General features: G+C 41.0%; 15 protein-coding genes and 1 pseudogene. 14 read left to right on the top strand and 2 right to left on the bottom strand.

Translation table 11 applies throughout. From position 1 onward, the window contains the following. The first annotated feature begins 340 nt into the window (after positions 1-340). The 5 genes from C1E99_RS12980 (at position 341) to glgP (ending at position 9,038) form a co-directional block, all read left to right on the top strand. Positions 341-1,567: a peptidoglycan bridge formation glycyltransferase FemA/FemB family protein gene (locus C1E99_RS12980; RefSeq protein ID WP_105207743.1), complete on the top strand. Its 1,227-nt coding sequence runs from the start codon at positions 341-343 to the stop codon at positions 1,565-1,567. 86 nt (positions 1,568-1,653) lie between these two features. Continuing rightward, positions 1,654-2,064: a peptide deformylase gene (locus C1E99_RS12975; RefSeq protein ID WP_105207742.1), complete on the top strand. Its 411-nt coding sequence runs from the start codon at positions 1,654-1,656 to the stop codon at positions 2,062-2,064. Positions 2,065-2,966: 902 nt separating this feature from the next. After that, positions 2,967-5,066, top strand: a complete 2,100-nt coding sequence (locus C1E99_RS12970; RefSeq protein WP_105108512.1) for an ATP-dependent Clp protease ATP-binding subunit — start codon at positions 2,967-2,969, stop codon at positions 5,064-5,066. A 206-nt stretch (positions 5,067-5,272) separates the two neighbouring features. After that, positions 5,273-6,781 carry a 4-alpha-glucanotransferase gene (malQ, locus tag C1E99_RS12965; RefSeq protein WP_105207741.1) on the top strand — a complete coding sequence of 503 codons (1,509 nt, stop codon included), beginning with the start codon at positions 5,273-5,275 and terminating at the stop codon, positions 6,779-6,781. Beyond that, positions 6,774-9,038: a glycogen/starch/alpha-glucan family phosphorylase gene (gene glgP / locus C1E99_RS12960; RefSeq protein ID WP_105207740.1), complete on the top strand. Its 2,265-nt coding sequence runs from the start codon at positions 6,774-6,776 to the stop codon at positions 9,036-9,038. Before malQ ends, glgP begins: the two co-directional genes overlap by 8 nt. A gap of 56 nt (positions 9,039-9,094) precedes the next feature. On the opposite strand, the gene C1E99_RS12955 is transcribed toward glgP, so the two are convergent. After that, positions 9,095-9,802 (bottom strand): GntR family transcriptional regulator, encoded by a 708-nt coding sequence (locus C1E99_RS12955; RefSeq protein ID WP_105207739.1) that lies wholly within the window; start codon positions 9,800-9,802, stop codon positions 9,095-9,097. Positions 9,803-9,998: 196 nt separating this feature from the next. Here C1E99_RS12955 and C1E99_RS12950 point away from each other — a divergent pair, with 196 nt between their 5' ends. The 9 genes and pseudogenes from C1E99_RS12950 (at position 9,999) to C1E99_RS12910 (ending at position 21,131) form a co-directional block, all read left to right on the top strand. Next, on the top strand, positions 9,999-10,790 hold the full coding sequence (locus tag C1E99_RS12950) for an endonuclease/exonuclease/phosphatase family protein (RefSeq protein ID WP_105207738.1): 792 nt from the start codon (positions 9,999-10,001) through the stop codon (positions 10,788-10,790). 33 nt (positions 10,791-10,823) lie between these two features. After that, positions 10,824-12,992 carry a PTS transporter subunit IIBC gene (locus C1E99_RS12945; RefSeq protein ID WP_105207737.1) on the top strand — a complete coding sequence of 723 codons (2,169 nt, stop codon included), beginning with the start codon at positions 10,824-10,826 and terminating at the stop codon, positions 12,990-12,992. A 109-nt stretch (positions 12,993-13,101) separates the two neighbouring features. Continuing rightward, on the top strand, positions 13,102-13,818 hold the full coding sequence (locus tag C1E99_RS12940; RefSeq protein WP_004194195.1) for a YebC/PmpR family DNA-binding transcriptional regulator: 717 nt from the start codon (positions 13,102-13,104) through the stop codon (positions 13,816-13,818). Positions 13,819-14,820: 1,002 nt separating this feature from the next. After that, positions 14,821-15,669: pseudogene (locus C1E99_RS12935) on the top strand (SAM hydrolase/SAM-dependent halogenase family protein). A 20-nt stretch (positions 15,670-15,689) separates the two neighbouring features. Then, on the top strand, positions 15,690-16,238 hold the full coding sequence (locus tag C1E99_RS12930; protein WP_105106885.1) for an ECF-type riboflavin transporter substrate-binding protein: 549 nt from the start codon (positions 15,690-15,692) through the stop codon (positions 16,236-16,238). A gap of 99 nt (positions 16,239-16,337) precedes the next feature. Beyond that, positions 16,338-17,258, top strand: coding sequence for a hypothetical protein (locus C1E99_RS12925; RefSeq protein ID WP_105207736.1), 921 nt, complete (start codon positions 16,338-16,340; stop codon positions 17,256-17,258). Positions 17,259-17,398: 140 nt separating this feature from the next. Further along, positions 17,399-18,382 carry a rhodanese-related sulfurtransferase gene (locus tag C1E99_RS12920; protein ID WP_105207735.1) on the top strand — a complete coding sequence of 328 codons (984 nt, stop codon included), beginning with the start codon at positions 17,399-17,401 and terminating at the stop codon, positions 18,380-18,382. Between the two features lie 245 nt (positions 18,383-18,627). Beyond that, on the top strand, positions 18,628-20,301 hold the full coding sequence (locus C1E99_RS12915) for an ABC transporter ATP-binding protein (protein WP_105207734.1): 1,674 nt from the start codon (positions 18,628-18,630) through the stop codon (positions 20,299-20,301). Further along, entirely contained in the window at positions 20,298-21,131 is an 834-nt protein-coding gene (locus tag C1E99_RS12910; protein ID WP_105106889.1) for an energy-coupling factor transporter transmembrane component T family protein, read from the top strand. Before C1E99_RS12915 ends, C1E99_RS12910 begins: the two co-directional genes overlap by 4 nt. Before the next feature lie 27 nt (positions 21,132-21,158). Here C1E99_RS12910 and rsmG read toward each other — a convergent pair whose 3' ends face one another. Further along, positions 21,159-21,872 (bottom strand): 16S rRNA (guanine(527)-N(7))-methyltransferase RsmG, encoded by a 714-nt coding sequence (gene rsmG / locus C1E99_RS12905; protein ID WP_105207733.1) that lies wholly within the window; start codon positions 21,870-21,872, stop codon positions 21,159-21,161. Between the last annotated feature and the right edge of the window lie 149 nt (positions 21,873-22,021).

Raw genomic sequence — 22,021 nt, 5'->3', positions numbered from 1 at the left:
TAAGGTAAATATGATAGAATTATTTTAGAAATGATAGATTATTCAAGTTAAGGTGAACGTTTTGTGAATACCTTTATAAGATACACACAGATAGGAAGATAGTTACATACATTTTCTATATGTGTCTAGTTATAAGCGTAAGCTGTGTACCGAGAATGTCTATACTTGACTTTTTATCAAAGCACTGCTATACTGATAGTATTTGTGCTTGACCTACTGGCCAAGCACTTCAAGTGAACTAAAATTTAGTCATAAGTAAATGGTATATAGAAGATGAGAACAATCAGCCTATGAATTGTTTTTTGTATTTTAGACCACAGATATAGAAGGGTTGGAATTGATGGCATATACATTTAAAGTAGGAATCGCTGCAGATGAGCATGATGAATTTATAAAGAACTCTTCATATACTAATCTTTTGCAAAGTAGCCAATGGGCACATGTAAAAAGTGATTGGGAAAATGAAAGGATTGGATTTTTCAAGGATGAAGAGTTAGTTGGAGTCGCTTCTCTTCTTATTAGAAGATTGTTTCTACCAATTGGATTTACTATGATATATATACCAAGAGGTCCAGTAATAGATTATCAAGATAAGGAATTAGTCAAATTTGTATTAAAGACTATCAAAGAAATTGGTAAGAAGAAACGAAGTATTTTTATTAAATTTGATCCCTTTCTTAAAGTTTCAACACAAAAGATTACTGGAAATTCAGAGGAAATTCCATCTACACTAGCAATTAAAGATCTGATGGAGGATATGGGGCTTGTTTGGTCAGGACGAGTTCAAACTATATGGGATACAACTCAACCAACTTTTAATGCAGTATTGAAAAGCAAGGATTTTTCGGAGGAGTTGTTAAGTAAAAGAGTTCGTCAAAATATCCGGACTGCTCGAAATAAAGGAATTGAAATTCGAATTGGTCGGGAAGATCTATTAGATGATTTTTCTGATTTATTGAAAAAAACTGAAGAGCGGAAGTCTATTCATTTACGAGGAAAGGAATATTATCAAAAAATATTAGATTCCTATCCTAACGATTCGCATATTGTAGTGGCCTATTTAGATTTGTTAAAGAGAGACGAGTTGCTATCCCAAGCAGTTGATAAATTAAATAAGGAAGCAGCAAGCTTTACATTGAGTACTAGACCGTCTAAAGTCGATAATTACCAGAAAGAACTCCATAGAATACAGGTGGAAAAAGAATTTATCAAATCCAAGATTGAATCTGGGGTAACATATGCACCGTTAGCTGGAACTTTATCCATTGATTTTGGAGGGACGTCTGAAAATATTTATGCGGGGATGGATGATTCTTTTAGTCACTACCAAGCTCCGCTATTAACTTGGTTTGAAACTGCAAAATATGCATTCGATCGTGGAGTGAAGTGGCAAAATTTAGGTGGGGTAGAGCCATTGTTAGATGGTGGTTTGTATCACTTTAAATCACGATTGAATCCAGTTATTGAAGAATATATAGGAGAATTTGATTTAATTGTTTCACCAATTCTCTATAAGATTTTTCAAGCAATGTTAAAAAATAGAAAACGACTTCAAAATAAAAAATAAAGCTAATCTATATAAAAAATTTAGATATATTTTTGTTTAAACTCCAATTTGTCATAGGCATCAAGAATTTAAAAGGGAGACACCCCATGATTCAACCTATTATGAAAGACATTTTCTTCCTACAACAGAAATCTGAACCTGCGACTCAGCTAGATGTGCAGGTCGGTCAAGATTTGCAGGACACTTTAGCAGTTAACGCTCACGCCTGCGTGGGCATGGCGGCCAACATGATTGGCGTCAAAAAGCGGATTATCATCGTCAACATGGGTTTCACCAACCTGATCATGTACAATCCCGTCCTCATCAGCAAGGCCAATCCCTATCAGACAGAGGAAGGCTGCCTATCACTGGAAGGTAGCCGTCCGACGACACGCTATCAGGAGATTGAAGTGGAGTTTTTTGATGCTTCATGGAAAAAGCAGAGCCTAAAGCTGACAGACTTCCAAGCCCAGATTGTTCAGCATGAACTAGATCATTTGGAAGGGATTATCATCTAGTAGTTACCGAATCTACCGTCAGGTAGATTTTTTTATAGTCATTTGAATTAACTTTGATACATCGTCACTTTCGCCTTGCCATACTTTAGTATAGCCTGCGTCTCAGTTCCTTGTCTGAAAGCTAATTCATTCGACTATAAAAAAGTCTAAAAAGGTCAAACAAAACTATTGACTTTTACTGACCAATGATGTAAAATAAGATTCGTAAGGTAAAGGACCTTACGAATTCTTTGAATAAAAGGTCAGTATAGGTCAAACGAGAACGGTTTGACTTACTCTAGTACCTATTGGTCAGTAAAAGACAAAATTCTAAAGAGGTTAATATGAAAGACAGGATTATACCCTACTAGCGTCATTTAGTTTATCTTTTATTACTGCAGCGAATGAGGAAACTTCGTTTCCTTATTTCCAACTTCAAATAATCTCATGATTATTTGAACTCGCTTTGCTGTACCTTGCGAATGTTACTTACTATCGTAAGTGCGATTTCCAACCTTTAATAGTCCACTGGACTATTGAAGCTACCTGCAGCTTTTGATGCGAACTTTGTTCGCTCTATTTCCCACCTCCAAAGGTTCCCCAAACCTTTAGAGCTAGTACTAAAAGTAAACTAAAAGACTATATCAAAAAGTCAAAAAAGGTCAAACAAAACTATTGATTTTTACTGACCAATGATGTAAAATAAGATTCGTAAGGTAAAGGACCTTACGAATTCTTTGAACAAAAGGTCAGTTTAGGTCAAACGAGAAGGGTTTGACTTACTCTTGGGACTATTGGTCAGTAAAAGACAAACTTCTAAGGAGGTTATTATGAAAGACAGGATTGTTCCATACTAGCTATTATTTTTTTAAAACAAAAGTCAGTAAAAGTCAAAAAAGTAAATTATAAACGAGGTAAAAACTATGAACAACAATTTCAATAATTTTAACAATATGGACGATATTTTCAATCAACTCATGGGCAACATGGGAGGTTACAGCACAGAACGTCGCCGTTATTCTATCAATGGGCGTGAAGTGACACCGGAGGAATTTGCCATTTACCGTCAGACTGGTCGCCTGCCGCAGACAGAAGAAGTGGCTCACACCCAGGCTAAAGGTCAGATAAAGTCAGACGGAATTCTGGCAAAACTTGGTCGCAATTTGACACAAGATGCGCGTGAAGGGAAGTTGGATCCAGTCATTGGACGAAATAAGGAAATCCAAGAAACATCTGAAATCCTGGCTCGCCGTACGAAAAATAATCCTGTTTTGGTCGGTGATGCGGGTGTCGGTAAAACTGCGGTAGTAGAAGGCTTGGCTCAAGCCATTGTCAACGGCGATGTGCCCGCTGCCATTAAGAACAAGGAAATCTTCTCCATCGACATTTCAGGCTTGGAAGCTGGGACTCAGTACCGTGGAGCTTTTGAAGAAAATGTCCAAAATCTTGTGGATGAAGTCAAAAAAGCTGGCAATATCATTCTCTTCTTTGATGAAATTCATCAGATTTTGGGAGCTGGTAGCACTGGTGGAGACTCAGGTTCCAAGGGCTTAGCAGATATTCTCAAACCAGCCCTGTCACGTGGAGAGTTGACCGTCATTGGTGCGACCACGCAAGACGAGTACCGCAATACCATTCACAAAAATGCTGCTCTGGCTCGTCGTTTCAATGAAGTCAAGGTTCATGCTCCGTCCGCAGAAGATACCTACCAGATTTTGAAAGGGATTAAGCCGCTCTACGAAGCTCATCACAATATTGAATTGCCAGATGAGGTTTTGAGAGCTGCGGTTGATTATTCCGTCCAATATATTCCACAACGTAGCTTGCCAGACAAGGCCATTGACTTGATTGATGTGACCGCTGCTCACTTAGCTGCACAACATCCTGTTACAGATATCCAGGCTTTGGAGGCAGAGATTGAACAGGCTAAAGCTTTGCAAAGTCAAGCAGCTGAAAAAGAAGATTACGAAACAGCACTCAATGAAAAAGTCCGCATCGACAAGCTCCAAGAACAAATTGACAACCACACGGAGCAACAGAAAGTGGTAGCGACTGTTAATGATGTGGCTCAGGCGGTTGAGCGAATGACAGGAATTCCAGTTTCACAAATGGGAGCTTCTGACATTGAACGACTCAAGGAATTGAAACATCGCCTGGAGACAAATGTAATTGGTCAAGACGATGCGGTGGAAGCAGTATCTCGTGCCATTCGTCGCAATCGTGCAGGTTTTGATGACGGCAACCGTCCAATTGGTTCCTTCCTCTTTGTCGGTCCGACAGGTGTGGGTAAGACAGAGTTGGCAAAACAGTTAGCGCTAGACTTGTTTGGTAACAAAGATGCCATTATTCGTTTGGATATGTCTGAATACAGTGACCGTACAGCTGTTTCCAAGCTGATTGGTACCACAGCTGGTTATGTTGGTTATGATGACAATTCCCATACTCTTACCGAACGTGTCCGCCGCAATCCGTACTCCATTGTCCTCTTGGATGAGATTGAAAAAGCAGATCCACAAGTGATTACCCTCCTTTTGCAAGTGCTAGATGATGGTCATTTGACAGACGGACAGGGCAACCAAGTCAATTTCAAAAATACCCTTGTCATTGCGACTTCAAATGCAGGTTTTGGTTATGGAATGCCAGAAGTTGAAGAAAATCAAGACATCATGGACCGCATCGCACCATTCTTCCGTCCGGAGTTCCTTAACCGTTTCAACGCTGTTATCGAATTCAAACACTTGAGCAAAGAAGACCTCAAGGCAATCGTGGATTTGATGTTAGCCCAGGTCAATAAGACCCTAGCTAAAAAAGGTATTCACTTAGAAGTGACTGAGGCAGCCAAAGAGTTATTGATGGAAGAAGGCTATGATCAGGCTATGGGAGCTCGTCCATTGCGCCGTGTGATTGAAAATCAGATTCGAGACAAGGTTACGGATTACTATCTGGATCACCTAGATGTGACAAACTTGTTGGCTGATGTAGTGGAAAATGAGATTCAAATCAGCGAGCAAACCTTTTCATAAAATAATCGAATAATATTGAAATTCTGGGTTAAAATGCTCAGAATTTCTTCTTTTGTTTAATGGTAACAAGAGCAGTAGAATGTGCATTTATGGGAGATTTTGAGCAGTTTTACGTAAAAGTTTTAAAAAAAATTGTATAAATCCTTGACAAATGCAAACGTTTGCGTTAAACTATCATTGTACTTGAAAGAAAGGAAAACGTTTTTATGGCGAATCGTACCAGTGGAATTTTAATGCATATTACCTCACTTCCAGGAAAGTTTGGTATCGGTACTTTTGGAAAGCCTGCCTATGATTTTGTGGATTTCTTGGTCGAAACCAAGCAGACCTACTGGCAGCTTCTTCCTCTCACAACGACAAGTTATGGAGATTCTCCCTACCAATCGTTTTCAGCCATCGCTGGAAATACTCATTTAATTGATTTTGATTTGTTGGCAGAAGAAGATTTATTGGCCAACTTTGATTACCAAGATGTGAATTTTGGGGATAATTTAGAAAAAGTGGACTACGCCTTAATCTATGAAGCCCGTCGTCCGATATTGGAAAGAGCTGTAAAAAATTTCTTGACTGATGACAAGCGTAAAGTAGCTTTTCAAGAATTTGAAAAAGCTAATTCGTCATGGTTAAATGACTATGCGGAATTCATGGCTATTAAAGAACACTTTGGAAACAAGGCCCTACAAGAGTGGGATGACAAGAAAGTTGTTGCTCGAAATGAAGAAGCTCTTGAAAAATACCGCTTGGAATTGGCAGACCAAATTGATTACTTTAAAGTCACTCAATATTTCTTCTTTAGCCAGTGGAAACAGCTAAAAGAATATGCCAATCAAAACCACATTAAGATTATCGGAGACATGCCGATTTATGTCTCTGCCGATAGTGTAGAAGTTTGGACCAAGCCACAGCTCTTCAAATTAGATAGTGAGCGCAAGCCGCTTTATGTGGCAGGTGTGCCAGCAGATAACTTCTCTGCAGATGGCCAGCTTTGGGGCAACCCACTCTACGACTGGGAGCAACATGAAAAGACTGGCTACAACTGGTGGATCTACCGCATTCACGAGAGTTTCAAACTTTACGATGTCTTGAGAATTGACCACTTCAAAGGCTTCTCAGATTACTGGCAGGTAGCAGGAGATGCTAAAGTTGCCAAGGTTGGTACTTGGGAGCCAGGTCCAGGCTACAATCTCTTCAAGGCGGTCAAAGAAACCCTTGGTGACTTGCCAATTATTGCAGAGGACCTTGGAAATATTGATGCCAAGGCTCGTAAGTTGCTTGCAGATTGTGGCTATCCAGGGATGAAGATTCTAGAATTTGGCTTCTTCGATGTGACTGGACAGAGCATTGACATCCCACACCGCTGCGTACCAAACTCTGTCGCCTACACAGGCACACACGATAACGAGGTGGTCAATGGTTGGTATAACAATCTAGAGCCTGAACAACAGGAGTTTGTAGATGCCTATACCAACAGAAAGCCGATTGAACCAGTGACCCAAGCCATGCTTCGAACTCTCTTTGCCACTGTCAGCGACACAGCTATTGCGACCATGCAAGATGTTCTTGACTTGGGCGAAGAAAGCCGCATGAACATGCCTTCAACTGTCGGAGGTAACTGGGAATGGCGAATGAAAGCTGAAGATTTAACCCAGGAACGCAAAGACTTCTTAGTCAAAATGACAACACTATATCAACGAGGAAATGAAAATCATGATTAACTTTACAACATTTGCAGAAACAAATACTTCGAAAAAATTAGCTGATTTAACAAACGAAGAAATCTATCTTCAATTGTTAAACTACGTAAAAGAAGCTGCAGCTACAAAACCAAAAAACACAGGTAAACGCAAGGTTTACTACATCTCAGCAGAGTTCCTTATCGGTAAACTCTTGTCAAACAACTTGATAAACTTGGGTGTGTACAAGGACATTCAGGTAGAATTGGCAGCAGCTGGCAAGTCTTTGGCACAAGTTGAAGATGTGGAACCAGAACCATCACTTGGTAACGGTGGTCTTGGCCGTTTGGCATCTTGCTTTGTGGATTCTATGTCAACACTTGGTATCAACGGTGAGGGTGTTGGTCTCAACTACCACTGCGGTCTCTTCAAACAAGTCTTCAAGGACAACCAACAAGATGCAGAGCCAAACTTCTGGATTGAAAATGATTCTTGGTTGATTCCAACAACTATTAGCTATGACGTGCCATTTAAAAACTTCACTTTGAAATCTAAGTTAGATCGACTTGATATTCTTGGTTATAAAAAAGAAACTAAGAACTACCTTAACTTGTTTGACATCGAGTCTGTCAACTATGACTTGATTACAGATGGCATCTCATTTGACAAGACAGACATCAAAGAAAACTTGACCCTCTTCTTGTACCCAGATGATTCAGATAAAAATGGTGAATTGCTTCGTATCTACCAACAATATTTCATGGTATCAAACGCCGCACAACTCTTGATTGATGAAGCGATTGAGCGTGGGTCAAACTTACATGACTTGGCAGACTACGCTTATGTGCAAATCAACGATACTCACCCATCAATGGTGATTCCTGAGTTGATTCGTCTTTTGACTGAAAAACATGGTATTGAATTTGCGGAAGCTGTTGCGATTGTTAAGAATATGACTGGTTACACAAACCACACTATCTTAGCGGAAGCGCTTGAAAAATGGCCACTTGAGTTCCTTGAAGAAGTAGTCCCACACCTAGTTGGTATTATTAAAGAGTTGGATGCCCTTGTCGCACAAGATGTTCCAGATGTTGCCCTTCATATCATCGATGAGTCTGGTCGTGTGCACATGGCTCACATGGATATTCACTTCTCAAACTCAGTCAACGGTGTTGCGGCTCTTCACACAGAAATTTTGAAAAACTCTGAGTTGAAAGGCTTCTACGAGCTTTACCCAGAAAAATTCAACAACAAAACAAATGGTATCACCTTCCGTCGTTGGTTGGAATTTGCTAACCAAGACCTTGCTGACTACATCAAGGAATTGATTGGCGATGAGTACTTGACAGATGCAACTAAACTTGAGAAATTACTTGCCTTTGTAGATGACAAGGAAGTTCATGCTAAATTGGCTGAAATCAAACACAACAACAAATTGGCTCTTAAACGTTACCTGAAAGACAACAAGGGAATTGAGTTGGATGAAAACTCTATCATCGATACACAAATCAAACGTTTCCACGAGTACAAACGCCAACAAATGAACGCCTTGTATGTCATCCACAAGTATCTTGAAATCAAGAATGGCAACCTGCCAAAACGTAAAATCACTGTTATCTTCGGTGGTAAAGCAGCTCCAGCTTACGTGATTGCCCAAGACATCATTCACTTGATTCTCTGCTTGTCTGAGTTGATCAACAACGATCCAGAAGTCAGCAAGTACCTCAATGTTCACTTGGTAGAAAACTACAACGTAACCGTTGCTGAAAAACTTATCCCTGCAACAGATATTTCTGAGCAAATCTCGCTTGCTTCTAAAGAAGCGTCAGGTACTGGTAACATGAAGTTCATGCTCAACGGTGCCTTGACCCTTGGTACCATGGACGGTGCCAACGTTGAGATTGCTGAGTTGGCTGGTATGGACAATATCTATACATTTGGTAAGGATTCAGATACCATTATCGACTTGTACGACAAGGCTGGTTACGTATCTGCAGACTACTACAATGGTGATGCTAATATCAAACGTGCGGTTGACTTTATCGTCAGCGATGAAGTGCTTGCACTTGGTAATGAAGAACGTCTTGGTCGCTTGCACCATGAATTGATTTCTAAAGACTGGTTCATGACCTTGATTGACTTAGCAGAGTACATCGAAGTTAAAGAGCAAGTCTTTGCAGACTACGAAGATCAAGATTCATGGAACAAGAAAGTTGTTCACAATATTGCTAAAGCAGGATTCTTCTCATCTGACCGTACAATCGAGCAGTACAACGAAGATATCTGGCATAGTAAATAATCCAAAACAAAAGAATGTTTCCGAGTGGGAACATTCTTTTTTGGTATGTTTAGTTTTTACCGTTTGGCCATAGATACAAAGGTCACCTTGTCTGGTCGGTAGGTAATGGTGCCGTACTGGAAGGGACGGCCGTCTGCCAGATAGGTGGTGCTGGTAACGGAAACCACCATGTCGTAGCCTGCCAGGTCTAGCAGGCTTTTTTCTTCTTCTGTCGCAAAGCGGAAGGAGATTTCCCGACGGGAATGGGAAATTTCTAAGTCCAGGTCTTCTTCTAAATAGTGATAGATAGAGCTTTCAGCGACTTCCTTACTGAGATAGGGAACGATCCTGCGGTCGAAGTAGGAAATCTCATACTCTAATCGCTCACCGTCGATGGTCCGAACGCGGCTGACACGGTACAGATCCGTTTTTTCATCCACTTCCAATTCCTTCATGACCTCTGGCTGCCCTTGAACGATATAGAGGTTGGTCAATTCGGTCTGGACTTGATGATGGGCAGAGCGGTTGAGTTCACTGACGGTCTTCAATTCAGACACATACGGCTTTCTGATCAGGTTGTGGTCCAATATAATGGAATTTCTCCCTTGACGTTTTTGGATATAGCCATCCATCTCCAACAGCGATAGGGCCTTGCGGATGGTGTCCTTGGAATAGGAATAAATCTCCATCAGCTCATTCTCTGTAGGCATCTCTTGATTGGCCTGCCAGATATTTTGTTCAATTTTTTCCTTGATGTCAGCATAGACTTTCTTGTATTTACTCATTTGGGGTAACTTCCTAGCTTGCTATTTACCGCTAGTATATCATAAAAAATGCCAAAGGTCAGTATTCTAAGTCTAGACAAACTTTTACGGAAGACTGCAAAAATTATTCCGTAAAACTATTGACACTTGAAAACGTTTACGTTATAATAAGGCTACAAGTTGAAAAAGTTTTACGAAGTAAATAGAAAGGAGAGATATGAATTTACTAACAGTCAATGTTCATGCTTGGCTAGAAGATGACCAGCATGAAAAATTGGATATTTTAGCTCAGACCATTGCCCAAAAGCAATATGATGTGATTGCTCTTCAGGAAGTCAATCAGCTGATGACAAGTCCCTTGGTGACCAAAGACTTGCGCCAAGACAATTATGGTTTGGTTTTACTTGAAAAGCTGAAAGATCTTGGAGTGACAGGCTATTCATATTTCTGGTCCAATTCCCATATTGGTTACAATCGATACGACGAAGGAATTGCCTTCTTGACTAAACTACCTGTCTATGAAGTGGATGCCTTCTACTGTAGTCAGAACAAAGATTTGACATCAATCCTTTCTCGCAAGATTATAGGATTGACGGTGGCATATGGGAATGAGTTGATAGATTTGTATTCCTGTCATATCAATCTTCCTGACAGTAAAGAAGAAAATCAGTTGGAGAATATTCGCTCGATTGTGGAACGGACAAGTTCGGGACGTTTGAAAATTCTGATGGGAGATTTCAATACGGATGCCCTGTCAAATCCACAAGCCTATCAAGCAATCAAGGACTTAGGTTTATATGATAGTTATGATTTGGCTGAGAAAAAGGATAGGGGAATCACCGTTGAAAAAGCCATTGATGGGTGGGCAGGTCATAGTCAGGAAAAACGTCTGGACTATGTGTTCTTAAATCAGAAAAGACAGGTTCAATCCAGTCGTGTGATTTTCAATGGAGATAATCTTCCCATTATTTCAGACCACTTTGGTGTGGAAGTTAACATTAGTATTTAAAGGTCAACTGACCAAAAAAATTAGGAGAAACATATGAAAAAATTTCTTAGTTTCGAATTTTGGCAAAAATTCGGTAAATGTTTGATGGTCGTTATCGCCGTTATGCCGGCGGCAGGTCTGATGGTTTCTATCGGAAACTCGATTCCACTAATCAGTCCTGAATCAGAATTGCTCATTCGTATTGGGAATATCATTGCCCAAATCGGTTGGGGGATTATCGGAAACCTTCACTTGCTCTTTGCCTTGGCAATCGGTGGTAGCTGGGCTAAAGAGAAAGCTGGTGGTGCATTCTCGGCAGGTCTTGCTTTTATCTTGATTAACTTGATAACAGGTCACTTCTTTGGTGTGACGACTGACATGCTTGCAGATGCGACTGCGACTGTTAGCACAGTCTTTGGAACTCAAATTCCAGTATCTGGCTACTTTGTCAATATCCTTGGACAACCTGCTTTGAACATGGGTGTCTTTGTAGGGATTATTGCTGGTTTTGTTGGGGCGACTGCCTACAATAAATACTACAACTATCGCAAGTTGCCAGATGTATTGACCTTCTTTAACGGCAAACGTTTTGTACCATTTGTAGTCATCTATCGTTCTGTTCTTGTAGCGCTTGGTTTGGCAATCTTCTGGCCTCTTGTACAAACTGGTATTAACAGCTTTGGTAAATGGATTGCAACCTCACAAGACACCGCTCCAATTGTAGCCCCATTTGTTTATGGTACCTTGGAACGTTTGCTTCTTCCATTTGGTCTTCACCACATGTTGACCATTCCAATGAACTACACATCGCTTGGTGGTACCTATGACATCTTGACAGGTGCTCAAGCAGGTACACAAGTATTTGGTCAAGATCCGCTCTGGTTGGCTTGGATTACAGACTTGATTAACCTCAAGGATGCTGGTGATATGGCTCAGTACAATGACCTTCTTGCCAATGTAACGCCTGCTCGCTTTAAAGTAGGTCAAATGATTGGTTCCTCTGGTATTCTCATGGGCTTGACCCTTGCTATGTACCGCAATGTTGACCCGGATAAGAAGAAAAAATACCGTGGTATGTTCCTTTCATCTGCTGCAGCCGTCTTTTTGACAGGTGTAACAGAACCAATTGAATTTATGTTCATGTTTGCAGCAATGCCACTCTATGTCGTTTATGCTTTTGTACAAGGTGCTGCTTTTGCTATGGCGGATATTGTCAATTTGCGTATGCACTCATTTGGTAATATCGAATTCCTTACACGTACACCGATGGCGATTAAAGCTGGTATCGGTATGGATGCTTTCAACTTTATCTGGGTAACAGCCCTCTTTGCAGTTGCAATGTACTTTATTGCCAACTTCATGATTCAAAAATTCAACCTAGCAACAGCTGGACGCAATGGTAACTATGATACAGAAACAACAGATGTGGTTTCAAATTCAAACGTAGATACTGCGGATGCCAATTCACAAGTGGTACAAATCATCAACTTGCTTGGTGGTCGTGATAATATCGCAGATGTGGATGCTTGTATGACTCGTCTTCGCGTTAGTGTTAAAGATGTGGCACAGGTTGGAGATGAAAATGCTTGGAAACAGGCTGGTGCTATGGGCTTGATTATCAAAGACTCAGGTGTTCAAGCAGTCTACGGACCAAAAGCAGATGTTCTCAAATCAGACATTCAAGACTTGCTAGAATCTGGCGTAGCCATTCCTCGTACGGAAATTGTTGCGACAGAAGAAGTTGCTCCTGAGACTCAGTTCAAAGGTGTGACGGAGATAGTTTACGCAGTTGCTGAAGGTCAAGCCATTGCCATCACAGAAGTGAAAGATCCGGTCTTCTCACAAAAAATGATGGGTGACGGTTATGCAGTTGAGCCTAGCTCCGGCAATGTTTACGCACCAGTTTCAGGTATTGTAACCAGTGTCTTCCCAACCAAGCACGCTGTTGGTATTTTGTCTGACAAGGGTGTAGAAGTCTTGGTGCACGTCGGCCTAGATACGGTTGCACTAAACGGTGCTCCATTCTCAGCTAAGGTAACAGATGGCCAACGCGTTGAAGCAGGAGACTTGCTCCTTGTCGCAGATCTGGATGCCATTCGCTCAGCAGGACGTGAAACAACCATCGTCGTTGCCTTTACAAACACAGCTGAAATCAAATCTGTCAGCCTTGAAAATCTTGGACAAGTAAGCAAAGATAGTCAAGTTGCGACAGTTGAGTTGTAAAAAGTAAAAGACAAGTTCATGCGAGCTTGTCTTTTGCTTTTAAAAATCTTCTCAATCCTTGCCATTTATGGTATAATAAATCGATTTTATAAAATGTAGGAGGTTCCCCATGGGACGTAAATGGGCCAATATTGTAGCCAAGAAAACCGCAAAAGACGGTGCTAACTCAAAAGTTTACGCCAAATTTGGTGTTGAAATCTATGTAGCAGCGAAAAAAGGTGACCCAGATCCAGAAACAAACTCAGCGCTGAAATTTGTTATTGACCGTGCTAAGCAAGCGCAGGTTCCAAAACATATCATTGATAAAGCCATCGACAAGGCAAAAGGAAATACTGACGAAACCTTCGTGGAAGGTCGTTACGAAGGCTTTGGACCAAATGGTTCTATGATTATCGTCGATACTTTGACATCAAACGTAAACCGTACCGCAGCTAATGTTCGCTCTGCCTTTGGTAAAAACGGCGGTAACATGGGTGCATCTGGTTCAGTATCATTCATGTTTGATAAAAAAGGTGTGGTTGTCTTTGCTGGTGATGATGCAGATGCCATCTTCGAATTGCTCCTTGAAGCAGATGTCGAAGTCGATGATGTAGAAGCAGAAGACGGCACAATCACTGTCTATACAGCCCCAACTGATCTGCACAAGGCCATCGTGGCACTTAAAGAATCAGGAATCCAAGAGTTCAATGTCACTGAACTTGAAATGATCCCACAATCAGAAGTATCACTTGAAGGCGATGACCTCGCAACATTTGAAAAACTCTACGACGCCCTCGAAGACGACGAAGACGTCCAAAAAATCTACACGAATGTAGATGGCTTCTAATAAAAATGACTGTCCGGGGGACAGTCATTTTTATTAGAAGGTTGGAAATAGAAATCGTCGGCAGACGATTCTCATTGTACGTGGGACGTCCTAAAAGGTTGGAGATTGGAACTGCCGGTAGGCAGTTTTCTTTTTATCGAAAAATCTAGTAGCACTTTTTTTATATTAAAAGGTTGGAAATAGAAATCGTCGGCAGACGATTCTCATTGCACGTAGGATGTCCTAGAAGGTTGGAGATGAGAACCAGCGGCAGCTGGTTTTCTATTTATCAAAAAATCTAGTAGCACTTTTTTATATTAAAAGGTTGGAAATTCCGAGGGAGTGAAACAGTTCAGTGAACTGTTTCAGCCTGAACCTAGAAATAAGAGAGTGAGGGTGAGAGTGAGGGGGAGATGAGATTGAAATCGTCGGCAGACGATTCTCATTGTACGTGGGACGTCCTAGAAGGTTGGAGATGAGAACCAGCGGCAGCTGGTTTTCTTTTTATCGAAAAATCTAGTAGCACTTTTTTTATGCTAAAAGGTTAGACATTTCGGGGGAGTGAAACAGTTCAGTGAACTGTTTCAGCCTGAACCTAGAAATAAGAGAGTGAGGGGGAGATGAGATTGAAATCGTCGACAAACGATTCTCATTGTACGTAGGACGTCCTAGAAGGTTGGAGATGAGAACCAGCGGTAGCTGGTTTTCTTTTTATCGAAAAATCTAGTAGCACTTTTTTATATTAAAAGGTTGGAAATTCCGAGGGAGTGAAACAGTTCAGTGAATTGTTTCAGCCTGAACCTAGAAATAAGAGAGTGAGGGGGAGATGAGATTGAAATCGTCGACAAACGATTCTCATTAACTTTGCTTTCATACTTTATTGAACACGATTTAAAAGAGGTATAAAGTTGTCCCAATTATATTTAGTTATAAGGTAAAACTATAGCAATCCTTAGTAATTAGCTATTTGAAAGCCTCTATGTTTTCTGATATGATAGAACAGTATTATTTTTAGGAGAAACTATGTCAAATAATTTACTTGTTTTACAATCTGACTTTGGTCTAGTAGATGGTGCCGTATCAGCCATGATTGGTGTGGCTCTTCAGGAGTCACGTGACTTGGTCGTCCACAACTTAACGCACGACATTACACCTTACAATATTTTCGAGGGTTCTTACCGTCTCTTTCAGACCGTAGAATACTGGCCAGAAGGTACAACCTTTGTCTCAGTTGTTGACCCAGGAGTTGGTTCGAAGCGTAAAAGTGTCGTGGCCTTGACGGAGCAGAATCACTATATTGTCACACCAGATAATGGAACGCTTTCCTTCATCAAAAAACATGTTGGTATCAAGGCGGTTCGTGAAATTTCAGAAGTGGCCAATCGCAGAGCCAATACGGAGCATTCCTACACCTTCCATGGTCGGGATGTTTATGCTTACACAGGTGCTAAATTGGCATCAGGTCATATCAGCTTTGAAGAAGTAGGGCCAGAGTTGGATGTAGCTTCTATCGTTGAAATTCCAACTGTTCCGACCGAAATCGGTTAGGACTTTGTAAAAGGTGCCATCGATATTTTGGATGTTCGTTTCGGCTCACTTTGGACCTCCATCACCCGTGAGGAATTTTACACCTTGCATCCTCAGTTCGAGGACCGTTTTGAAGTGACCATTTACAATAACGATATGTTGGTCTATCAAAACCAAGTGACCTACGGCAAGTCCTTTGCGGATGTGCGAATCGGTCAACCCTTGCTCTATATCAACTCGCTCTATCGAGTGGGATTGGCTATTAACCAAGGTTCCTTTGCCAAGGCCTATAATGTTGGTGTCGGTCAAAACTGGCATATTGAAATCAAACGCATTAGTAATTAAAGAATTGTAAGGAGATACTTATGAAAAATAATTCAATCAGAACTGTCGTTGCGACCGGTATCGGTGCTGCCCTCTTTGTTGTTATTGGTTTGCTGATTAGCATTCCTACCTTTGTTCCGAACACCTATATTCAATTGCAATATGCGGTTCAATCGCTCTTGTCAATTGTTTTTGGTCCAATTGTTGGTTTCTTTGTAGGACTAATTGGTCATGCTTTTATTGATGCACTTAGAGGAGGATCACCTTGGTGGTCTTGGGTACTAGCTTCAGCAGTTTTTGGATTGGTGCTAGGTTTTGCCAAAAATCGTCTTCGTGTTCAAGAAGGAATTTTTGAAGGGAAAGATATTTTGGTTTTCAATATTTTTCAAGTTGTAGCTAATGTCATTGCATGGGGGATTATCGCTCCAGTTTTGGATATTGTCATTTACAGTGAAGCTGCCAATAAGGTTTTCACTCAAGGCTTGGTAGCAGGAATTGTCAATAGCATTACAATAGCCATTGCTGGTACAATCCTTCTTGGAGTATATGCTCGTTCGCAAACTAAAACAGGTAGTTTGTCAAAAGATTAAATCATACTAACCTCAAAATTTTTTGAGGTTATTTTTTTATTTCATAACTTATATTATGATATAATAATACAAAAAGAGAAAGTTTAGGAGGTGATTCGCATGGAATGGACAGAAGAATCCTTGCAACCAATTATTCATTCGATTCTAAACCCGGGTGAAGAAGTGCTTTACACGTATCAATCTGAGACAACCCAATCTATTTATGTCTGTATCCTTCTGAATGACTATTACTATAAAGTATTTCGTGTTAGTAATCACCCTTCAAAATCAACTTATAAGCAACCGACTTTCTATGATTTTCATGGTGAATTTTACATGAAGGGGGCTATTCGGAAATTTTTATATCAGGATGGTTCTTGGTATGAACTTAGTAAGCAGAGATATTATATATTAAAATTTCTTCAGAGAGTATGGGAAGAAAATAAGACTATTTTTGCTAGCTGGCAAAAAGAGAAATTTGAAGTACGCTTGCTGATGGAGGAAGAGGATGACTGCTTGGTTCAATATCGATTTCCTGACAATCAAGCCAGGGAAGTCGAACGCTTGCTAGCATCTGGCTTACTCACCTCAATAAGACTGTCGAAATCGACCTTAAAAATAAGGGTGAGTCGATTTGTTTTGCCCTTACTAGAAATGGTAGAAAAACGACAGCTTTATCGGAAAAAACCGAGCAAGTCAATGCTGCAATGGGAACGGTATAAAAGTCAATTAATTGAGTTGCAAAGAACCTATCGAGTGGTTGAAGATGGAAGAGCCAAGACATTTTGGGGTAGAATCGAACTTGGATTAGAGAAGTATTTAACTTCTGGTTTGATTTACTATTGGCAAAGAGTGCTAACAGGTGTCGAATGGCAAGAGGAAAAGAAAGAGATCGAAAAGGTCGTCGTTAAATCATCAGATCCGATTGAAGATAAGTGGAGGAAAAATATAGCTAAAAGACATAAGCGAAAGGTTGGTCAGTTAGTTGAAAAAGAAACACTTGAAAAGTTGGAACAATTAAAATCTGAACTGGATAAATAGAAGTGATTCTTCCATAAGGACACTCAAATTTCCGGTTCAGATTTTTGTTTTTTGACGGTGTAAGCGATATAATGGAAGGTAGCTTTGACTAGAAAAGTCAAAATTCTATCATCTATTGCAAAGATTGAGAAGGAGAAATCATGTCAAAAGACATTCGCGTATTGTTATACTATAAGTATGTTCCAATTGAAAATGCCAAAGAGTATGCTGCAGAGCACTTGGCTTTCTGTAAGTCTATCGGACTAAAAGGACGTATCTTGATTGCTGATGAGGGAATCAACGGTACTGTTTCTGGTGACTACGAAACAACTCAAAAATACATGGACTATGTTCATGCTAATCCATTGTTCAGTGATTTGTGGTTCAAGATTGATGAAGAAAATGAGCAAGCTTTCAAGAAAATGCATGTTCGTTATAAGAAAGAAATTGTTCACCTTGGTTTGGAAGACAACGACTTCGACAGTGACATTGACCCACTTGTAACAACAGGTGCCTACCTGTCACCAAAAGAGTTCAAAGAAGCTCTCTTGGACGAAGATACAGTTGTTTTGGATACCCGTAATGACTACGAGTACGACCTTGGTCACTTCCGTGGTGCCATCCGCCCAGACATCCGCAACTTCCGTGAGTTGCCACAATGGGTTCGTGATAACAAAGAAAAATTCATGGACAAGCGCGTGGTTGTTTACTGTACTGGTGGTGTTCGCTGTGAGAAATTCTCAGGCTGGATGGTTCGTGAAGGTTACAAGGATGTCGGTCAGTTGCACGGTGGTATCGCAACCTATGGTAAAGATCCAGAAGTTCGTGGTGAACTATGGGATGGTAAGATGTATGTCTTTGACGAACGTATCGCGGTTGATGTCAACCATGTAGATCCAGTTGTTGTTGGTAAGGACTGGTTCGATGGTACACCATGTGAACGCTATGTCAACTGTGGCAACCCATTCTGTAACCGCCGCACCCTTATGTCAGAAGAAAACGAGCACAAGTATGTTCGTGGTTGCTCAGCAGAATGCCGTGCTCACGAGCGCAACCGTTACATCACTGAAAACGGCTTGACCCGTCAAGAATGGGCAGAACGCTTGGAAGCGATTGGGGAAACCTTGGCTCCAGCAAATGCCTAATAAAAGAAACATTGCATTGAGAAATCAGTGCAATGTTTCTTTTCTTTTCTTTTGCTGTGTTGGCTGTTGCTTGGTGGGAGCTAGGAACGAAAGAGTTAACCAGTATTTTCCAAGCTAATCCGAATGAATAGAAATAAGTAGTTCACGAAGAAGCGTCCCCTTTAATCGTTCGTCATAGCTCATGGATTGGGAGAATCTGAGGATTCTTCCTTTTTTTCATGCTGGATTTTGATATAATAGGAATTATGAAAAAAGTCATCGAATTCAAGAATTTTTCCTTTAAATACAATGCGCAGACGGATGCGACCTTACACGGTATTGATTTGACCATTTATGAAGGAGAGAAGGTGCTGATTATTGGACCATCTGGTTCAGGCAAGTCCACTCTCGGTCAGGTCTTGAATGGGATTATCCCTGCCATTCATAAGGGAACCCATACAGGGGATTTTGAACTGATGGGGGTCCCTGCCTTTGACCAGTCTATTTACCAAAAATCTCTTATGGTCAGCACCGTTTTGCAAGATACGGATGGTCAGTTTATTGGGCTTTCTGTAGCAGAAGATTTGGCTTTTGCCTTGGAAAATGACATGGAAACCTTGGTGACCATGAAGGAGAGAGTTCATGACTGGGCAGAACGATTGGACTTAAAAGAACTGTTGGACCATCGTCCTCAGGATCTCTCAGGAGGTCAGAAGCAACGGGTCAGTCTTGCGGGGGTCCTAATCGATGAAAGTCCGATTTTGCTATTCGATGAACCCTTGGCCAATTTGGATCCAAAATCTGGACAGGATACCATTGACTTGATTGATCGCTTGCATGCACAAGAGGGAACGACGACTATTATTATTGAACACCGCTTGGAAGATGTCCTCTATCGTCAGGTAGATAGGATTGTACTGATAAACGAAGGGCGGATGTTGTTTAATGGTCATCCAGATCAGCTCCTGCAGACCAGTCTTCTCAAAGAAAATGGCATCCGTGAGCCGCTCTATATTTCCACCTTACGAGCCTTGGGTTATCCCATCCAAACAGCGGCCCAGCTCTCTTCTGTCTGGGATATTGATTTGAAACCATTAGCGATATGCAAACTCCCTGAGGTCAACTTGGACGAAGTGGAAAAGGAGGTTTTGCTTGAAGCCCGCAATGTACAATTCGCCTATTCGGATAGGGTTATTCTCTCAGATATCCATTTGAAGATACATAAGGGTGAGCGTTTGGCCATTGTCGGGAAAAATGGTGCAGGAAAATCAACCTTGGCCAAGGCCTTGTGTGCCTTTATTCAACCCGATGGGGAAATACTGTGGCAGGGGCAATCGATCAAGGATGATTCTGTCAAGGAGAGGGCTGAGCGGATTGGCTATGTCCTTCAGAATCCAAATCAGATGATCAGTCAGACCATGATATTTGATGAAGTGGCCCTTGGCTTGCGAATGAGGGGAGTGGCTGAGAAGGAAATTGAAGCCAGGGTCTTTAAGATTTTAGAGGTCTGTGGTTTGTACCAGTACCGCAAATGGCCGATTTCAGCCCTGTCCTATGGTCAGAAGAAGCGGGTAACCATAGCTTCTATCTTGGTGCTCAATCCTGAGATTATCCTATTAGATGAGCCTACGGCGGGTCAGGACCAACGTCACTATCAGGAAATGATGGACTTCTTGGACCAACTAAATGCCCAGGGGCACACCATTGTGATGATTACCCATGACATGCAGTTGATGTTGGATTACTCGGATAGGGCTATTGTTGTGGTGGATGGACAGATTATTGCGGATGCTAGTCCTGCTGAAATCTTGTCAGATGCACAAGTCATAGAAGAGGCTAATTTGAAAGAAACATCCATATTCCACTTGGCAGAACGTTTAGGCGTTAACCCACTAGAATTGACTTCGTTTTACATGCAAGCAGAAAGGAGGGGGCAATGAGTCAACAACATTTAATTGGTTATCATAAGGGAACAGGCTTTATTTATGATTTGTCTGCTGTGAGTAAGCTCTTATTTTTCTTGATTGTGACCATTCTTGCAATGGTGACCTACGATACACGATTGATTGCCTTTATTGCTCTATTTTCGCTTTCCTTGTTTAAATTGTCTGGCATTCGTTATAAGGATGTTTCCTTGGTCTTGTTGTTGACCATTGTCTTTGCCTTGCTTAACGCTTTGATGGTGCATCTTTTTGCTCCAAGATACGGAGTGGAGCTCTATGGTGCAGAGACGGTTTTGATCTCTGGTTTGGGGCCCTATTCCTTGACTAGTCAGCAACTCTTTTATCTTGTCAATTTACTACTGAAGTATTTTTGTACAGTACCCCTAGCTCTTGTCTTTTTGATGACTACTCACCCAAGCCAATTTGCTTCAAGTTTAAATCAGATTGGTGTTTCCTATAAGGTTGCCTATGCGGTTAGTTTGACCATGCGGTACATTCCGGATATTCAGGAGGAATTCTATACCATTCGGATGTCCCAGGAAGCGCGTGGTTTAGAGTTATCACAGAAGGGCAAGCTAATGGATAGGATCAAGGGGAATCTAGCACTGGTCATTCCCTTGATCTTTAGTTCTTTAGAGCGGATTGATACCATTTCAACGGCTATGGAGCTGCGTCGCTTCGGGAAAAATAAAAAACGGACATGGTACACCTACCAAGCTCTGCAAAGGGTAGATTATCTTGTTCTAGCCCTTATTGTAGTTCTAGTTCTAATTACAATCGGTCTGTTCGTTGTAAACGGTGGTCGTTTTTATAACCCATGGAGATAGAAAAAGGAGTTTCAGTCGAAACTCCTTTTATAGCGGTCGTTTATTAGGCATACCAGCCTTACGTGGAAACTTATTGGGAGTTTCCTTTTTCTTTTCCACAATGGTTAGTGTGCGTGGATCGCCGTTTGGCAATTGATAGTCAACGTTTTCAATGACCTTACCAAAAAGGAGAGTCAAGGCGTTCTTAGCTTGAGCCAATTCGTCCTCAGCGCTAGAGGCTTTGAGGGCAATAAGTTTACCATTGAGTTTTAAGTATGGAATGGTCAATTCTGATAAGATTTGCATACGTGCAACTGCCCGAGCGGTGACAAGATCAAATTTGGCGCGAAATTGCTTGTCTTGGGCAAAATCTTCAGCCCGCCCATGATAGAAATGAACATTCTCCAAACCCAAATCCTCAGCCAACAAATGTAAGAAATTAATTCGCTTGTTGAGAGAGTCAATGATAGTCACATCTAATTGAGGATAAATGATTTTCATAGGCAAACTTGGAAAACCGGCACCAGCTCCGATGTCTAGTAGGCGGAGGGGTTCGTTTTGAATATGCCCTTGCAGAATGGGAGCGATAGAGTCATAAAAATGCTTGAGATAAACATCTTCTTCTTCTGTAATGGCTGTCAAATTGATTTTTTCATTCCACTCCACTAAAAGTTGAAAGTAGCGGTGAAATTGTTGTTTTTGCCGATCAGTTAGTTGAATGCCTTGGTCCGCCAAGGTCTTATAAAATACTTCAGGTTTCATAGCTTTATCATACCATATTTTTTAGAAAGTGGAAAAATTTTTAGCTAATGCTATTCTATAAGCAATAGTCATAAAATGTTTTGAAGGGAAAATTAGTTGAAATTTGGAGTATTACTGAGATGCATACCTTCCGATGTATTTAGTTGCCA

The organism is Streptococcus suis (assembly GCF_002964045.1).
In the GTDB taxonomy this organism is placed as follows: domain Bacteria; phylum Bacillota; class Bacilli; order Lactobacillales; family Streptococcaceae; genus Streptococcus; species Streptococcus suis_U.
Note: the sequence above shows the minus strand (reverse complement) of the source record. Positions and strands in the feature narration are given on the sequence as shown.